Raw genomic sequence first — 15,225 nt, forward strand, 5'->3', positions numbered from 1 at the left:
AAAAAAATGAGATTTAAACAGCCTTTTAATCCCACTGAGAATCAAAGGATACATCATCATTAGGAATGTAGGTGTCGTTTTTATTTATTTCATCCTCCAGGGGCACGTCTTGCTGTAAAGTGTCAGAATAAAATTCAGCGCCATTTTTTTGCCATTCCTTTTCGGTATAGAGTCGATTGTTTTTAAAAACATAAGTCGTATTATTTTCTACAGGGGTATATTGATGCTTAGCCGTGAGGTATGAAACATTTCTGAATTGAATTTTTTGACCTTCGGGAATTTCAATAGTCACTTTTTCGTTTTGCAAACGCCATTTTTTAAAATCATAGATAGAAATTTTGTCTTTAAATTGAATTTTATTGGGTTTTGTGCGCACGGAACTTTTAAAGTTAGCATGCTTTTTTGCCAAAGCTAAGTTTTTCCCTTTAGCGGTTTTTGTAATTTCCACTCGTGCCAATGAATCTAAGGATGGTACAAATTCTAGTGTAGAAAAATCAAAGGAGAACTCGAACTCATCTGATGATGCAGGAGAGATGTTCTCAACCATTAAAATTTCGCTAGGTGAGGTCTGAATATCTACAGATTCTGTGACGGAAGCTCCTCGCTGGAAAGCTCGTAGCGTTGAAATACTAATAACTGAAAACCCGATAAGAGCAATGAAGAATAAAGTTACAAGTGCGTAAGATACTTCTTTTTTAATACGAAATCGAGAAGAAATGATGCGGATAAATACCAGGATTAACCCAATAATTGGTAATGAAATTAAGAGAAATAAAGATGGGTAAAACAGCCAAACCTCCCAATCGTGATCAAATACCAAAGGTAAAAAATCTGACATTGAAAACCCTATGAAACTTGTGCTAAAAAGAGTAAATCCCCCTATGAAAAGAGCTATTGCAGAAACGGCTAAAGTGATACTTACAGCCAAAAGGAATAATGAAATGAGCCCAATTACGATTTTTAGCCCCAGCTTGAGGAAACGTTTAATAACATCTTCAGTATTTAATTTTTTTTTTAAATCAGTAGCTGTTCGGTCAAAGTTTCTTAGCGAATCTACATTTACGTGGTCACCGTACATTTCTAGCTTTTCAGCAGTTGTATTCGCCTCAGGAATTACAATCCATAAAATAATATAAGCCAAAACAAGGCTTATTGTTGAGATCCCCAAAAACAGAAAATCTAAAAATGGTAAGCATAACAAGCCAATTCGTACCCAAGTTGGGTCGATACTAAAGTAATGAGCAATGCCCGCTGCTACACCACCTAATTTTTTGTTGGTGGAATCTCGGTATAATTTTTTTGAGGGCAAAGGAAAAAGATTTGGAAGCTTTTTGGTTTCACTTTCATCACCATCTAAAACAAACTGAGATGGCTCGCCCAAGGTTTTTTTGATATGATTGACGTCCTCTAGATTGATGACTTGGCGATTGTTTTTGAGTTGCTCGCCAAAAATTTCTGCCATTCGGTATTCTATATCGTTAATGATTTCCTGTTTTCCCGTATCATTCTGTAAATACAAGTTAATTTCGTCCAAATATTTTTTCAAAGAAAAAAGCGCATTTTCTTCAATGATGAAGGCGAATCCGCCTAAACTGATATTATGAGTTTTGTCCATAGTTTAGTGTATGATTTTTTGAATGGTTTGAGATAATTGAATCCAAGTTTGTTTTAGCTGATTTAGAAATTCTTCGCCATCAGAAGTTAGCGTATAATATTTACGCGGTGGCCCCGATGAGCTTTCTTCCCAGCGATATTCTAAAATGCCATTATTTTTCAGCCTCGTCAGGAGAGGGTATATAGTGCCTTCCACCACAATGATTTGGTTTTGCTTGAGTTCTTCTATTATTTCAGGCGCATAAGCATCACTACGCTGAATAATGCTGAGAATACAGAGCTCTAAACTGCCTTTTCGCATTTGAGTTCGAGATTTTTCAATATCATAATTTATTTTCATATAGAACTTTCTTTTGCAAATATATGAAATATAAATAGTACTATGCAAAGCAAAATACTGTATTTTTTTTAAAGCTTAAAAAAATAGTTTGAAAATGCTTATTTTTGGGAAAAATTATTTTCATGAAAAATCAAAAGGCTTTAGAAAATCTATGCACACAGGTGAGGAGAGATATTCTGCGCATGGTGCATGGAGTAAGCAGTGGCCACCCAGGCGGCTCATTGGGGTGCACCGAATTTCTGGTGACGCTCTATGGAGAAATCATGGATTACTCTACAGATTTTAAAATGGAAGGTAAAAACGAAGATGTCTTTATACTTTCCAATGGGCATATTTCTCCAGTTTTCTATAGTGTATTAGCTAGAAACGGTTTTTTCCCAGTTTCAGAATTAGCCACTTTTAGGAAATTGAATAGCCGATTGCAAGGTCACCCTACTACTCACGAGGGTTTACCGGGGATTCGTATTGCGACAGGCTCTTTGGGGCAGGGAACTTCAGTGGCTATAGGTATAGCACAGGCGAAGAAATTAGACGGAGATCAGCATTTAGTTTATACCTTACAAGGTGATGGTGAATTACAAGAAGGGCAAATATGGGAAGCACTGATGTATGCAGGGGCAAAGAAGGTTGATAACCTGATCATGACGATCGATCGCAATGGACGGCAAATTGATGGAGATACCAAAGATGTATTGAATTTAGGCGATTTAGAGACTAAACTCAAAGCTTTTTTGTGGGACGTAGTTCACGTGAAAAAAGGAAATGATTTGGAAGCTATTTATGAAGGGATAAATACAGCTAAAGCTAAAACAGGGAAAGGGAAGCCTGTAGCAATTTTGCTAGATACCGAAATGGGGCATGGGGTAGATTATATGATGGGCACGCACGCTTGGCACGGGAAAGCACCAAACGATGACGAACTAGAAAAAGCTTTACAACAAAATATTTTAGAAGAATTAAGCGATTATTAAAATGAAATTTAGATATACAGACAAAAAAGACACACGTTCAGGCTTTGGCGATGGCCTGTTAGAAGCCGCAAAAAAAAATCCCAATATTGTAGCTTTGTGTGCAGACTTAACTGGTTCACTCAAGATGAATGATTTTGAAAAAAACTTCCCCGAACGATTTTTTCAAGTAGGAATAGCTGAAGCCAACATGATTGGTATGGCAGCAGGATTAGCGACTGCAGGTAAAATCCCATTCACAGGAACATTTGCTAACTTCTCGACCAGCCGAGTTTATGACCAAATTCGCCAATCTGTGGCTTATAGCGGTAAAAATGTAAAAATTTGTGCCTCTCATGCTGGGCTGACTTTGGGAGAAGACGGGGCTACGCACCAAGTTTTAGAAGATATTGGGATGATGAAAATGCTCCCAGGGATGACGGTGATTTGCCCTTGTGATTATAACGAAACCAAAATAGCAACAATGGCAATTGCAGAATTTGATGGGCCAGTGTATTTGAGATTTGGTAGACCAAGTTGGCCAGTTTTCACCAAAGAAGATGAGAAGTTTGAGATAGGTAAAGGGAAACTAATGATAGAAGGAAATGATGTGACAATTGTAGCAACTGGGCATTTGGTTTGGGAAGCCATTGAAGCGCAGGCGATTTTAGAAGAAAAAGGAATTTCGGCAGAAGTGATAAACATTCATACCATCAAACCTTTGGATGATGAATTGATTTTAAAATCTGTAGAGAAAACAGGTTGTGTAGTCTCGGCAGAAGAGCATAATATTTTCGGAGGATTAGGAGAGAGTATTGCCAGGCTTTTAATTAAAAATCATCCTGTTCCGCAGGAATTTGTTGCCGTAAATGATAGTTTTGGCGAAAGTGCCACTCCCATGGAATTGATGAAAAAATACGGGATAGACAAAACAAATATTGTTGAAAAAGTTGAAAAAGTTCTAAAACGAAAGTAAAGAGTGAAAATATATTTTCCATTTACTTTGAATTAAATCTTACGTCATAAAAAACAAGACGTTACGTTATTCTAGGTTAAAAATCCATGAAGAAATTCAACTTTATATTAATTAAAATCAGCCGCTTTAATTTAAAACGGCTGATTTATTTTTTATAAGGCTTAAAAAATTATTTTTTATCTGGTCGAGTTGGGCGAACTTCAATTTTGCTCGGAAGAGTCCTAGGGTGCATTTTCAATAAATCGTAAACCAATTCACCAATGTCTTCTGGTTGAATTTTCCAATCATCAGAACTACTCGGCACATGATTATTGAACTGCGAAGCTACAGAGCCAGGCATAATAGTGGAAACCTTGATGTTATGCGAGCGTAAATCCAGCATTGCCGCTTGTGTAAATCCAACTACACCAAACTTAGACGCATTATAACCAGCCCCGTTTTCGAAGAAATTAGTTCCAGCTAAACTAGCGAGCGTAATGTAATAGCCTTCAGATTTTTTCAAGGCTTCAAAACTTGCCTTCAGTGTATGGAAAGCTCCTGTCAAATTTGTATCAATCATCTGTTTCCAATCTTCATTTTTCAATTCATAAATGGGAGCAAAATGGCCAACGCCCGCATTAGCCAAAACGACATCCAGTTGGCCGAATTTTTCTACAATTTTAGCAATAGCAGCCTTCTCGTTTTCAAAATCAGTCACATCAGAAGCAATGCCAAGAACCTGATTTTCATCGCTGGTTATTTTTTTTGCAGCCTCCTCAGCATCCTCTTGTCTTCTTCCAGAAATTGCAACACGCATACCCTTAGACAGTAAAACTTTGGCTACGCCAAAACCAATGCCGTGAGTTCCCCCTGTGATGTAAACTACTTTATCTTTCAAATTTTCCATAAATCATTAAATTTTTGAAATCAGTTGCAAAAATCGAACCTAAAATTCTTTACAGATTGTTAGCACTTAGTTATTGTATAGAAAGTTGAAGAGTCAAAGAGATCAATTAGGAGGAAAAAAGCAACCAAATGTGTGACTATAGGGGACTCTGAATTCTAAATGTCGCATAAATTATACATAAATTTTATAAAAGAAGAATTCACTTCACCTAAAAGAGGAATACCCCAAGGGAGTAATTAAAATCTAAAACTGCACATCATTTTGATAGGTTGAATGTCTGAAATTTTTAATATTGCTTTCACCATACACCAAGAGTTACCTTAAAAAACCTTCACGGTCTAAGCTTCGATATTGTATTGCTTCAGCCAAATGATGAGTAGCAATACTTTGCTGTTTGTCTAGATCTGCAATAGTTCGAGCGACACGTAGAATTCGATCGTAAGCACGAGCCGAGAGATTTAGTTTTTCCATAGCATTTTTGATAAGTTCAATGGAATCTGTCCCCAACTGGCAGAAATCATCCAATTGCTTTGGTCCCATCTGTGCATTGTAATGTACATGTCCTAAATCTTGAAAGCGAATTTCTTGTAGTTTTCGAGCTTTGGTCACACGAGCTCTAATGACCTCACTTTTTTCACCGTTTCGTTCGGCTGAAAGATGCTCAAAAGGAACTGGAGTAACCTCAATGTGTAAATCAATACGGTCGAGCAGAGGACCACTGATTTTATTCATATACCTTTGCATTTCTGCTGGAGAAGAAGTGTTCTGCGGATCATCGGGGAAGAATCCGCTCGGGCTTGGATTCATCGAGGCGACCAACATAAAACTTGCCGGGTAAGTGACCGTAAATTTAGCTCGGGCGATAGTCACTTCACGGTCTTCTAGCGGTTGTCGCATGACTTCTAATACGCTACGCTGGAACTCAGGTAGCTCGTCTAAAAATAAGACGCCATTGTGTGCCAAAGAAATTTCTCCTGGCTGGGGATAACTTCCGCCTCCTACCAGGGCAACATCAGAAGTAGTGTGATGTGGAGAAGTGAAAGGGCGGTGGGTCATCAAAGCTGAATTTTTGGATAATTTACCTGCTACGGAATGAATTTTGGTGGTTTCTAGCGCTTCGTGTAAAGTTAATGGGGGTAAAATACTTGAGATTCTCTTAGCAAGCATGGTTTTGCCACTTCCTGGCGGGCCGATGAGTAGGATATTGTGGCCTCCAGCAGCAGCAATTTCAAGTGCTCTCTTCACATTTTCTTGACCTTTGACATCAGCAAAGTCAAAGGGGAAATTTTGTAAGCTTTCATAAAATTTTTCACGAGTATTGAATTCAACTAATTTTAGCTCCTTCTTTTTTTCAAAAAAATCGATAACTTGAGAAATGTTTTCTGCGGCGTAAACCTCTAAATTATTCACGACGGCAGCCTCTTTGGCGTTTTCTTGCGGGAGTATAATCCCTTTGAACCCGTCTTTACGTGCTTGGATAGCGATGGGTAAAACTCCTTTGATGGGTAGTAAGCTGCCATCGAGGGAGAGTTCTCCCATAATAATATAGCTACCAATATTATCAGCTTTAATTTGTTCAGAAGCGGCTAAAATTCCCATAGCAATTGTTAAGTCATAGGCAGAGCCTTCTTTTCTCACATCTGCTGGAGCCATATTTATGATAATCTTTTTTCTAGGAACTTTGTATCCAGCATTATTAAGCGCCGTGTTGATGCGGTGAGAACTTTCGCGAATAGCATTATCAGGCAAACCGACTAAATGATAACCTGCCCCTTTATCAATATTGACTTCAATAGTAATGAGATAAGCATCAATACCATAAATTGCACTTCCGTAAGTTTTAACCAGCATATTTAGTTTTTTTCACAAGATAATAAAATCGAAATAGATAAAAAAAATGAAAGCAAAGGATTGCTTATCTTTACTAAAATTCAGCGTGATTTATGAAAAGAGAAATTAAATTTTTTAACGAAATTTTTGAGAATTTAACCCCTAAAACTCAAGAAATCATTGAAATAGCAAAATCAAGCATGGAAAAAGCGTATGCACCTTATAGTAAATTTAAAGTAGGAGCAGCAGTCTTGTTAGAAAATGGAGAAATTATAACAGGAAATAATCAAGAAAATGCCGCCTATCCATCGGGTTTATGTGCTGAGCGGGTAGCGGTATTTAGTGCGAAAGCACTTTATCCTGAGGATAAAATATTAAAAATCGCTATTTTCACCAATCGGGAAAAAGACGACTCGGCTGTGGCACCTTGCGGTGCTTGTCGTCAAAGTATTTTAGAATATGAAGTTCAGCAAAACCAGCCGATAGAAATTATTTTTCAAGGCGAAAAAAATAAATTTATTAGGGTAGAAAGTACAGGGGATTTACTTCCATTTTACTTTGATAGCTCAAGATTAATTTAGTTTTTTTAGTTTTTTGTTCTTTTGAGCGATAAACTGTATTTTTGTAAGAGAATATTAAACGGGCAAAATTCTGTCTGATTTTTTTAATTAGTATATGAAAGAAATAACGAAAGAAACTTATTTAAATTGGTTTGAGGAGATGTCCTTTTGGAGAAGATTTGAGGACAAATGTAGATCATTATATTTAAAGCAGAAAATCAGGGGTTTTTTGCACTTGTACAATGGGCAAGAGGCGATTCCAGCAGGTCTTGCACATGTGATGGATTTAGAAAAAGATAAAATGATTACCGCTTATCGTTGTCACGTTTTGCCAATGGCGATGGGGGTGGATCCTAAACGCATCATGGCAGAACTATTCGGGAAAGTGGATGGGACTTCACATGGCATGGGAGGTTCGATGCACGTTTTTAGCAAAGAACATAACTTCTACGGAGGCCATGGAATTGTAGGTGGGCAAATCGCTTTGGGGGCGGGTATTGCTTTTGCAGATAAATATTTTGAACGAGAGGCTGTGACGATTTGTTTGATGGGCGATGGTGCAACAAGGCAAGGTTCTTTGCACGAAACCTTCAATATGGCAATGAATTGGAAGTTGCCAGTGGTTTTCATTTGTGAGAATAACCAATATGCGATGGGAACTTCGGTAAAGAGAACGGCAAATCATGAGGATATTTATAAATTAGCCCACGGCTACGAAATGCCTTCGGCGCCTGTTGATGGTATGGACCCAGTAAAAGTAGCAGAAGCTGCGACTGAAGCTATTGAAAGAGCTAGGCGAGGCGATGGCCCTACTTTCTTAGACATTAAGACATACCGTTATCGAGGTCATTCAATGTCTGATGCAGAGCCTTACCGCTCAAAAGATGAGGTGAATCAGTTTAAAGATGAAGACCCTATCGGGATTGTGAAAAATAGAATTTTAGAGAATAACTGGGCAACGGAGGAAGAATTGAATCAAACTTTAGATAAAGTAATCGAACGAGTAGAAGAGTGTGCTGAATTTGCTGAAAATTCTGAATTCCCATCAGCAAATCAGATTTATGATATGGTTTATGAGCAAGAGAATTATCCTTTTTTAGACAAAATTGAAAATCAAAAATAATGGCAGAAGTAATCAAAATGCCACGCTTAAGCGATACCATGGAAGAAGGTAAAGTAGAGTCGTGGAATAAAAAAGTAGGAGATAAAGTATCGTATGGTGACATCTTAGCAGAAATCGAGACTGATAAAGCTGTGCAGGAGTTTGAAACCGATGTGGAGGGAACTCTTTTATACATTGGCGTAGAAGAAGGGCAAGCAGCTCAAGTAGACTCTATTTTAGCCATTATTGGAGATGAAGGAGAGGATATTAGTGATTTGATTCAAGGTGGAGAAAAATCAAACGAATCTAATCAAAATAAAGGGGAAACTTCTGATAAAGATACAAAGGATACAAATGATGCCCAAAAAAAATCAGATGATTCTGCAGAAATTCCAGATGAGGTGACAGTCATCAATATGCCGCGTTTGAGCGATACTATGGAAGAAGGTAAAGTAGAGTCGTGGAATAAAAAAGTAGGAGATAAAGTATCGTACGGTGACATCTTAGCAGAAATCGAGACTGATAAAGCTGTGCAGGAGTTTGAAACCGATGTGGAAGGAACTTTGCTTTATATTGGGGTAGAAGAAGGTAAATCTGCTCCAGTAGATTCCATATTAGCGATTATTGGTCCAGAAGGAACGGACGTTTCTTCCATTGTAGAAAATGGAGGGAAGCGAGCTCAAAAAACTGAAAAATCTGAACCAAAACAAGAAAAGCCTACTGAGCAACAGGCAGGGAAATCAAGTGCTCCTGCTTCTGAAAGTAATAAAGAAAGTAAAAGAATTTTTATTTCCCCTTTGGCTAAAAAGTTAGCAGAAGAAAAAGGCTATGATATTTCAAAAATTGAAGGCTCGGGAGACAAAGGTAGAATCATTAAAAAAGACATAGAAGCCTATCAACCAAGTAAAGAACAAGCTGGCAGAGAGAATACTCAAAATAATGAGTTGAGTCCTGAAGCGTTTGCCTCTACCGCAGAAGATAAAGTTCTACCGAATTCTCAAATGAGAAAAGTTATAGCAAAACGTCTTTCTGAAAGTAAATTTACAGCACCTCACTACTACTTAAATGTGGAAGTAGATATGGAGAATGCCATGGCTGCAAGAAAACAAATCAATAGCCTGCCCGATGTCAAAATTTCATTTAATGATATTGTGGTAAAAGCAGTTGCAATGGCATTGCGTAAACATCCTCAAATCAATAGCACGTGGAATGATAATGAAATGCTACTGCATGGTGATATAAATATTGGAGTAGCAGTTGCTGTGCCAGACGGCTTAGTAGTTCCTGTCGTTAAAAACACGGACTTAAAATCAATGACTCGCATCAGTGCTGAAATCAGAGATTTTGCTGGTAGAGCTCGTGACAAAAAAATAAAAGCTGATGAGATGGAGGGGTCTACCTTTACTGTTTCAAATTTAGGATCTTACGGGATAGAAAGTTTCACATCAATCATCAATCAACCAAATAGTTGTATTCTTTCTGTTGGTTCCATTGTAGAAAAACCAGTTGTAAGAAATGGTGCTATCGTAGTGGGGCATACCATGAAACTAACGTTGGCTTGTGACCATAGAACGGTGGATGGAGCTACGGGAAGTTTGTACCTGAAAACACTAAAACAATACCTAGAGACACCTTTATCCATGTTGGTGTAAAATTTTTCATAGTAATTTTTTTGAAGGCTTCAGAATTTTTTTTGAAGCCTTTTTTAATTTTTTCTTTAAAAATGATTTGCAAATCCTATGGCATATTTTTAGATAAAAGGAAGGTATGAAAAATTTTATATCGCTAATCTTAACATTTTTTGTTATAATAGCTCAAGCTCAGACAGCTCACCTATCCGTAGAAATTCAAAATATTAAATCTAAAAAAGGGAAAGTATTGATTGCATTATTCAATTCAGAGAAAGGTTTCCCACACGAGAATGAATTCATGACTGTGCAGTTGGAACCTGAAGAAAATATCATTCAGCACAGGTTTAAGAACGTACCTAAGGGAATTTATGCTGTGGCCGTTTTGCACGATGAGAATAATAATGGGAAAATGGATATAGGAATGCTCGGGCCCAAAGAAAAATATGGATTTTCTAACGATGCACGAAGCTTGATTTCAGCACCGACATTCAAAAAAGCTTCATTTAAACACAGCGGAAATCAAAAAATTATTATTTACCTCAAATAGATAAACTTTTTTTAAGCCTTAAAAAATATTTAGAATTTGTTTAAATAGAGTTTTAATTATTTGGTGTATTTGGTATATTTTCTAAGCAAAAGTGAAATATTATCATACGTATTTTCTAAGGCTTTAGAAATTTCTTTTTCATTAGCCCAAATGACTTTCTCTATTCCCTCCTCAGTCTGTGGGGTCAATCCGTTGTTATCGCACGTCTCCATTCGATACCAATGGGTAGTTTTAAAAATCAGTTCATTTTTGAGCGAATAGATATGGTAGGTTTTCATTAATTTTCTTGTAATGCTTAAACCAAAAACGCCGCATTCTTCTTCCACTTCTCGTATCGCAGCCTTTTTCTTTTTCTCTTTTTTTTCTAATTTCCCTTTAGGTAAATCCCATTTTCCGTTTCTGAAAATTAGCAAGAGTTCTTCTTTTTGATTAAAAACCATACCACCAGCTGCTTTGATGTGCTTAAAAATATTTTTAAATTTTTTGAAAACTTTTTCAGGATTTTTACAAATAAAATGAATTCCGTTAACTTCAGGATTATTTTCGTTTTGTAGAGAGTGAAAATGTTCTAAAATTACCTCTACATCATTTTCGATAACATTGGTGGTATTTTTGCTTGGTTCTATGACATTAGAAAAGCTGATGAAATGCTGATTGATAAAAACTTTGTACATTTAGGCTTAGAAATTTAATCTAAGATATAAAATAAAAATTAATGAAATTTGAAAGTGAAAAAATTCCGTCTCATAAAAGTCAAAAAGAATTGTTTGATTTCTTGTCTGATTTAAGAAATTATGAAAATCTCATGCCAGAGAATACTGAATTTAGCTTGCATGAGAGTGGAGAAGGCTTTGCTTTTCAACTGAAAGGGATGCCAAAAGTGGGCTTGAAGCTCAGAGAAAAACAAGAACCTGATTTTATTTTATTTGAAAGTCCAACGAATAATTTAAATTATCAAATGAAAGTTAATATAGAATCTACGGGAGGAAATTCGCAAGCTTACATTGATTTTATAGGTGAATTTAACCCAATGATTGAAATGATGGCGAAAAAACCTTTAACAAATTTTCTGGAGCAACTTACAGCAGAGATGAAAGAAAATATTTAAAAAAAATTAAAAATATTTAAGGCTTAAAAAATAAAAATCCGATGAAGAAGAGAAATTTCATCGGATTTTTTTTAAGTTTTAGAGAAAACTAAAATTATTTTGCATTTTCTTTTTTTATTACATTCAGGGCAGAGCCTTCTTTATACCATTCAATTTGATTAGCGTTGTAAGTGTGACTTAATTCAATCTCATCTTTAGAGCCATCCGCATGTACTATTTCTAGATGCAGAGGTTTTCCTTCAGTGAATTGATCTAAATCTAAGAAATTGAATGTATCATCTTCTTGAATTAAATCATAATCATTCTCATTGGCAAAAGTCAAGCCGAGCATTCCTTGTTTTTTCAAATTGGTTTCATGGATTCGGGCAAAAGATTTCACAATGACTGCAACTACGCCGAGATGCCGAGGTTCCATAGCGGCATGTTCACGAGAAGAACCTTCGCCATAATTGTGATCCCCCACCACTATGGTTGGGACGCCTTTTGCTTTGTAATCACGCTGAGTTGCGGGAACTTCACCATATTCACCTGTTAATTGGTTTTTCACCAAATTGGTTTTCATGTTGAAAGCATTTACTGCTCCAATCAACATATTGTTGGAAATATTATCTAAATGCCCACGGAATCTCAACCACGGCCCAGCCATAGAAATATGGTCTGTAGTGCATTTTCCGTGTGCTTTTATCAATAATTTAGCATTTTTCACATCTGTTCCAATCGGTTCAAAAGATTCTAATAGTTGAAGTCTATCAGATTGAGGGTCAATGATTACCTCTACGCTAGATCCATCTTCATGTGGTGCTTGATACCCTAAATTTTCTACATCAAAACCTCTCTCTGGAAGTTCAATGCCCGTTGGTGGGTCAAACCTTACTTCTTCGCCGTCAGCATTCGTTAATGTATCTTTGGTGGGGTCAAAATCTAATCGCCCAGAAATAGCAATAGCGGCGACCATTTCTGGCGAGCCTACAAAGGCATGTGTATTGGGATTCCCGTCAGCTCTCTTTGCGAAATTTCGGTTGAATGAGTGAACAATAGAATTTTTTGGAGCAGATTTAGGGTCTTTGTATCGTGCCCATTGGCCGATACAAGGCCCACAAGCATTGGTGAAAATAGTTACTCCTAAATTTTCAAAAGTTTGTAGCAAGCCATCTCTCTCTGCTGTAAATCTGATTTGCTCAGACCCTGGGTTGATACCAAATTCAGCTTTTGGCTTTAATTTCTTTTCTACCGCTTGACGTGCAATAGACTCTGCACGAGTTAAATCTTCGTAAGAAGAGTTGGTGCATGAGCCAATTAATCCCCACTCTACAGCCAGTGGCCAATCGTTTTCGTTGGCTTTTTTGGTCATATTTTCTCCAATTTCCGTAGCTAAATCAGGCGTAAAAGGACCATTTAAATGTGGTTTCAATTCATCTAAATTGATTTCAATCACTTGGTCAAAATATTTTTCTGGGTTGTCATAAACCTCTTGGTCTCCCGTCAGGTATTCTTTGATTTCATTGGCAGCATCAGCAATATCGCCTCGTTCGGTAGCACGTAAATAACGCTCCATACTATCATCATAGCCAAAGGTAGAGCAAGTAGCTCCAATCTCTGCACCCATGTTACAAATAGTACCCTTACCTGTGCATGATAAAGATTTAGCTCCTTCGCCAAAATATTCTACAATCGCACCAGTCCCTCCTTTTACGGTCAAAATATCAGCTACTTTTAAGATAACATCTTTTGGGGCAGTCCACCCGTTGAGGGAGCCAGTTAATTTAACACCGATTAATTTTGGGAATTTCAATTCCCAAGGCATTCCAGCCATTACATCTACGGCATCAGCGCCACCTACACCAATGGCAACCATGCCTAACCCGCCAGCGTTGGGCGTGTGAGAATCGGTACCAATCATCATTCCTCCTGGGAAAGCATAATTTTCTAACACTACTTGATGTATAATCCCAGCACCTGGCTTCCAAAAGCCAATTCCGTATTTATTAGAAACAGATTCTAAAAATTTAAAAACTTCAGAAGATTGATTCATCGCTTCTTGTAAATCTTCAGAAGCACCTTGCTTGGCTTGAATCAAGTGGTCGCAATGCACCGTCGTAGGCACGGCTACTTTATCTTTGCCTGCTTGCATGAACTGGAGCAATACCATTTGAGCAGTAGCATCTTGGCAAGCAATCCTATCGGGGTCAAAGTTTACATAAGAAGAACCACGTTGGTATTCCTCTGTTGCATTTCCTTGTGATAAGTGGCTGTAGAGAACTTTTTCTGCGTGAGTCAAAGGTCTTCCAGTTACTTCACGAGCTTTGTCTACACGCTCTTTGATGCGACCATATACCTTTTTGATCATTTCAATATCAAATGTCATATATTCTAATTTTTTAATAGTTGCAAATTTAATGGAATTCTAATGAATTATTGAGAAAGCTTGAAATATCTATGCCAATTCTTATATTTAGTTTTTAATTTAGATTGATTCTATAATTTTTCAATAAAGAAATTTTAAGCCTTTAAAAAAAATTTCATTTTATTCAAAAGAATTGAAATAGATTGAATTACAAGTTTTTATGAGTAAAATAAATAGATACTTAGTTTTCTTCTTGAAAGTAAATTTTGTAAAATTTCCCTTGGCTATCTTCATCTTTTATGATTTTAGAGCGGTCACCATGCACATAAATGTGAAAATTTTTGTCTAATTTTATCACACTTTTGTACACTCTCTTTTGTTTTTTCACCGCAGAAGGGTGAATGCCAAAATTTTCTTGCAATGTAATGTTTCTGTCTGATTCATATTCAAGTTTATAAGCCTCAAAACTTTCAATCAATTCAGGTTGTTGCAGAACTTGCTGATGAAAAAGTTTGCTTTCAAAAACCTCATTTTCATTAAAGAAATCCATGCTTTTATTGAGCAAATCGGCTTGGTCTATTTTGTTCACATCGAACTCCTCAGGCAGGCGTTCGTCTACAAAGTTTTTGTAAAGCGTCATTGTACTTTCGGTAGAAAAATAAGAGTTCTCACAGGGCCTAACTTGCAAAAAATCATCAACCCAGTAGAGCGCCTCCATGTTTTGATTGGTTTTATCCACAACCTCCGTCAAGAAACCATTTTCTTCTTGAGTGTTGTAAATCAAGCAAGCCTTATCTAGTTTATTAAAATAAATCCCCTTTTGTACAGAAATATTGAAGTCATGTTCTTGATTTTCAACTTGGAAGAAGGTTTCCTTATTCTCTGTTTTAAAGAGCCCAATGGCGGCACAATCTTCACCCAAAATAGAGGCTTTAGGGAAATAAGCTACAAAGAACTCACCGCCTTTGATTTTGGGATGTGCACAATTTTGGTACAAATGCGTGGCTAAATCTCGCGCATATAGGTGTAACTTTTCGGGTTCAGAAAAAATGGCTTTCGTAATTTGGTGTACTTCATTGAATTCCAATGAGTTTTCATGAAAAAGATGAAAAAGTTCTTCTCTTTTAAAGGGCTTTAAAAAAAAGGCTGAAAGTTGAGAGAAGAGTTCTTCTTCGTGCAGAATGGGCGTGTCTGATAGAATCAAAGATTCATCTTTGTGCTTGTTGCCCACGTAATGTACCGATAGTTGGTCTAGCCGAAAAATGTTTTCCATAGACTGCGAAGATAAAATTTTTTAAGCCTGTTTGGATTTTATATTAAAAAAAATCTAAGCCTTAAAA

General features: G+C 36.9%; 14 protein-coding genes. 7 read left to right on the plus strand and 7 right to left on the minus strand.

The features are described from left to right. Positions 1-25 precede the first annotated feature (25 nt). Entirely contained in the window at positions 26-1,615 is a 1,590-nt protein-coding gene (locus D5J18_RS03650; RefSeq protein ID WP_119057671.1) for a PspC domain-containing protein, read from the minus strand. Positions 1,616-1,618: 3 nt separating this feature from the next. After that, positions 1,619-1,954 (minus strand): PadR family transcriptional regulator, encoded by a 336-nt coding sequence (locus tag D5J18_RS03655; RefSeq protein ID WP_119057672.1) that lies wholly within the window; start codon positions 1,952-1,954, stop codon positions 1,619-1,621. Positions 1,955-2,076: 122 nt separating this feature from the next. On the opposite strand from D5J18_RS03655, the gene D5J18_RS03660 reads away from it, so the two are divergent. Further along, a complete protein-coding gene (locus tag D5J18_RS03660) occupies positions 2,077-2,925 on the plus strand; it encodes a transketolase (RefSeq protein WP_119057673.1) in 849 nt (282 codons plus the stop codon). A gap of 1 nt (position 2,926) precedes the next feature. Continuing rightward, positions 2,927-3,877 carry a transketolase family protein gene (locus tag D5J18_RS03665; protein ID WP_119057674.1) on the plus strand — a complete coding sequence of 317 codons (951 nt, stop codon included), beginning with the start codon at positions 2,927-2,929 and terminating at the stop codon, positions 3,875-3,877. A gap of 169 nt (positions 3,878-4,046) precedes the next feature. Here the strand turns inward: D5J18_RS03665 and D5J18_RS03670 are convergent, their stop codons facing one another. Together D5J18_RS03670 and D5J18_RS03675 are read right to left on the minus strand one after the other, a co-directional pair. Continuing rightward, positions 4,047-4,763 (minus strand): SDR family oxidoreductase, encoded by a 717-nt coding sequence (locus tag D5J18_RS03670; RefSeq protein ID WP_119057675.1) that lies wholly within the window; start codon positions 4,761-4,763, stop codon positions 4,047-4,049. 315 nt (positions 4,764-5,078) lie between these two features. Continuing rightward, positions 5,079-6,614 (minus strand): YifB family Mg chelatase-like AAA ATPase, encoded by a 1,536-nt coding sequence (locus D5J18_RS03675; RefSeq protein WP_119057676.1) that lies wholly within the window; start codon positions 6,612-6,614, stop codon positions 5,079-5,081. A gap of 92 nt (positions 6,615-6,706) precedes the next feature. Between D5J18_RS03675 and cdd the strand changes: the two genes are divergently transcribed. From cdd to D5J18_RS03695, 4 genes are all read left to right on the plus strand, one after another. After that, on the plus strand, positions 6,707-7,174 hold the full coding sequence (gene cdd / locus D5J18_RS03680; RefSeq protein WP_119057677.1) for a cytidine deaminase: 468 nt from the start codon (positions 6,707-6,709) through the stop codon (positions 7,172-7,174). Between the two features lie 94 nt (positions 7,175-7,268). Further along, positions 7,269-8,276 (plus strand): pyruvate dehydrogenase (acetyl-transferring) E1 component subunit alpha, encoded by a 1,008-nt coding sequence (gene pdhA, locus D5J18_RS03685; protein WP_119057678.1) that lies wholly within the window; start codon positions 7,269-7,271, stop codon positions 8,274-8,276. After that, positions 8,276-9,907: a pyruvate dehydrogenase complex dihydrolipoamide acetyltransferase gene (locus D5J18_RS03690; RefSeq protein ID WP_119057679.1), complete on the plus strand. Its 1,632-nt coding sequence runs from the start codon at positions 8,276-8,278 to the stop codon at positions 9,905-9,907. The genes pdhA and D5J18_RS03690 overlap by 1 nt, the downstream gene beginning before the upstream one ends. Before the next feature lie 115 nt (positions 9,908-10,022). After that, complete coding sequence (locus D5J18_RS03695) at positions 10,023-10,433, plus strand: DUF2141 domain-containing protein (RefSeq protein WP_119057680.1); 411 nt, start codon at positions 10,023-10,025, stop codon at positions 10,431-10,433. Positions 10,434-10,489: 56 nt separating this feature from the next. On the opposite strand, the gene D5J18_RS03700 is transcribed toward D5J18_RS03695, so the two are convergent. Continuing rightward, on the minus strand, positions 10,490-11,107 hold the full coding sequence (locus D5J18_RS03700; protein ID WP_119057681.1) for an NUDIX hydrolase: 618 nt from the start codon (positions 11,105-11,107) through the stop codon (positions 10,490-10,492). Positions 11,108-11,148: 41 nt separating this feature from the next. On the opposite strand from D5J18_RS03700, the gene D5J18_RS03705 reads away from it, so the two are divergent. Continuing rightward, positions 11,149-11,541 (plus strand): hypothetical protein, encoded by a 393-nt coding sequence (locus tag D5J18_RS03705; RefSeq protein ID WP_119057682.1) that lies wholly within the window; start codon positions 11,149-11,151, stop codon positions 11,539-11,541. A 94-nt stretch (positions 11,542-11,635) separates the two neighbouring features. On the opposite strand, the gene D5J18_RS03710 is transcribed toward D5J18_RS03705, so the two are convergent. Both D5J18_RS03710 and D5J18_RS03715 read right to left on the minus strand, forming a co-directional pair. Next, complete coding sequence (locus tag D5J18_RS03710; protein WP_119057683.1) at positions 11,636-13,906, minus strand: aconitate hydratase; 2,271 nt, start codon at positions 13,904-13,906, stop codon at positions 11,636-11,638. Positions 13,907-14,126: 220 nt separating this feature from the next. Beyond that, positions 14,127-15,158, minus strand: a complete 1,032-nt coding sequence (locus D5J18_RS03715) for a nucleoid-associated protein (RefSeq protein WP_119057684.1) — start codon at positions 15,156-15,158, stop codon at positions 14,127-14,129. Between the last annotated feature and the right edge of the window lie 67 nt (positions 15,159-15,225).

Source organism: Candidatus Ornithobacterium hominis (genome assembly GCF_900538215.1).
Lineage (GTDB): Bacteria > Bacteroidota > Bacteroidia > Flavobacteriales > Weeksellaceae > Ornithobacterium > Ornithobacterium hominis.

Coding starts and splice junctions, on each gene's coding strand:
- D5J18_RS03660 (WP_119057673.1), top strand. CDS start 2,077: ATGAAAAATCAAAAGGCTTTAGAAAATCTATGCACACAGGTGAGGAGA.
- D5J18_RS03700 (WP_119057681.1), bottom strand. CDS start 11,107: ATGTACAAAGTTTTTATCAATCAGCATTTCATCAGCTTTTCTAATGTC.
- D5J18_RS03690 (WP_119057679.1), top strand. CDS start 8,276: ATGGCAGAAGTAATCAAAATGCCACGCTTAAGCGATACCATGGAAGAA.
- D5J18_RS03715 (WP_119057684.1), bottom strand. CDS start 15,158: ATGGAAAACATTTTTCGGCTAGACCAACTATCGGTACATTACGTGGGC.
- D5J18_RS03705 (WP_119057682.1), top strand. CDS start 11,149: ATGAAATTTGAAAGTGAAAAAATTCCGTCTCATAAAAGTCAAAAAGAA.
- D5J18_RS03665 (WP_119057674.1), top strand. CDS start 2,927: ATGAAATTTAGATATACAGACAAAAAAGACACACGTTCAGGCTTTGGC.
- D5J18_RS03670 (WP_119057675.1), bottom strand. CDS start 4,763: ATGGAAAATTTGAAAGATAAAGTAGTTTACATCACAGGGGGAACTCAC.
- D5J18_RS03695 (WP_119057680.1), top strand. CDS start 10,023: ATGAAAAATTTTATATCGCTAATCTTAACATTTTTTGTTATAATAGCT.
- D5J18_RS03710 (WP_119057683.1), bottom strand. CDS start 13,906: ATGACATTTGATATTGAAATGATCAAAAAGGTATATGGTCGCATCAAA.
- cdd (WP_119057677.1), top strand. CDS start 6,707: ATGAAAAGAGAAATTAAATTTTTTAACGAAATTTTTGAGAATTTAACC.
- pdhA (WP_119057678.1), top strand. CDS start 7,269: ATGAAAGAAATAACGAAAGAAACTTATTTAAATTGGTTTGAGGAGATG.
- D5J18_RS03675 (WP_119057676.1), bottom strand. CDS start 6,614: ATGCTGGTTAAAACTTACGGAAGTGCAATTTATGGTATTGATGCTTAT.
- D5J18_RS03650 (WP_119057671.1), bottom strand. CDS start 1,615: ATGGACAAAACTCATAATATCAGTTTAGGCGGATTCGCCTTCATCATT.
- D5J18_RS03655 (WP_119057672.1), bottom strand. CDS start 1,954: ATGAAAATAAATTATGATATTGAAAAATCTCGAACTCAAATGCGAAAA.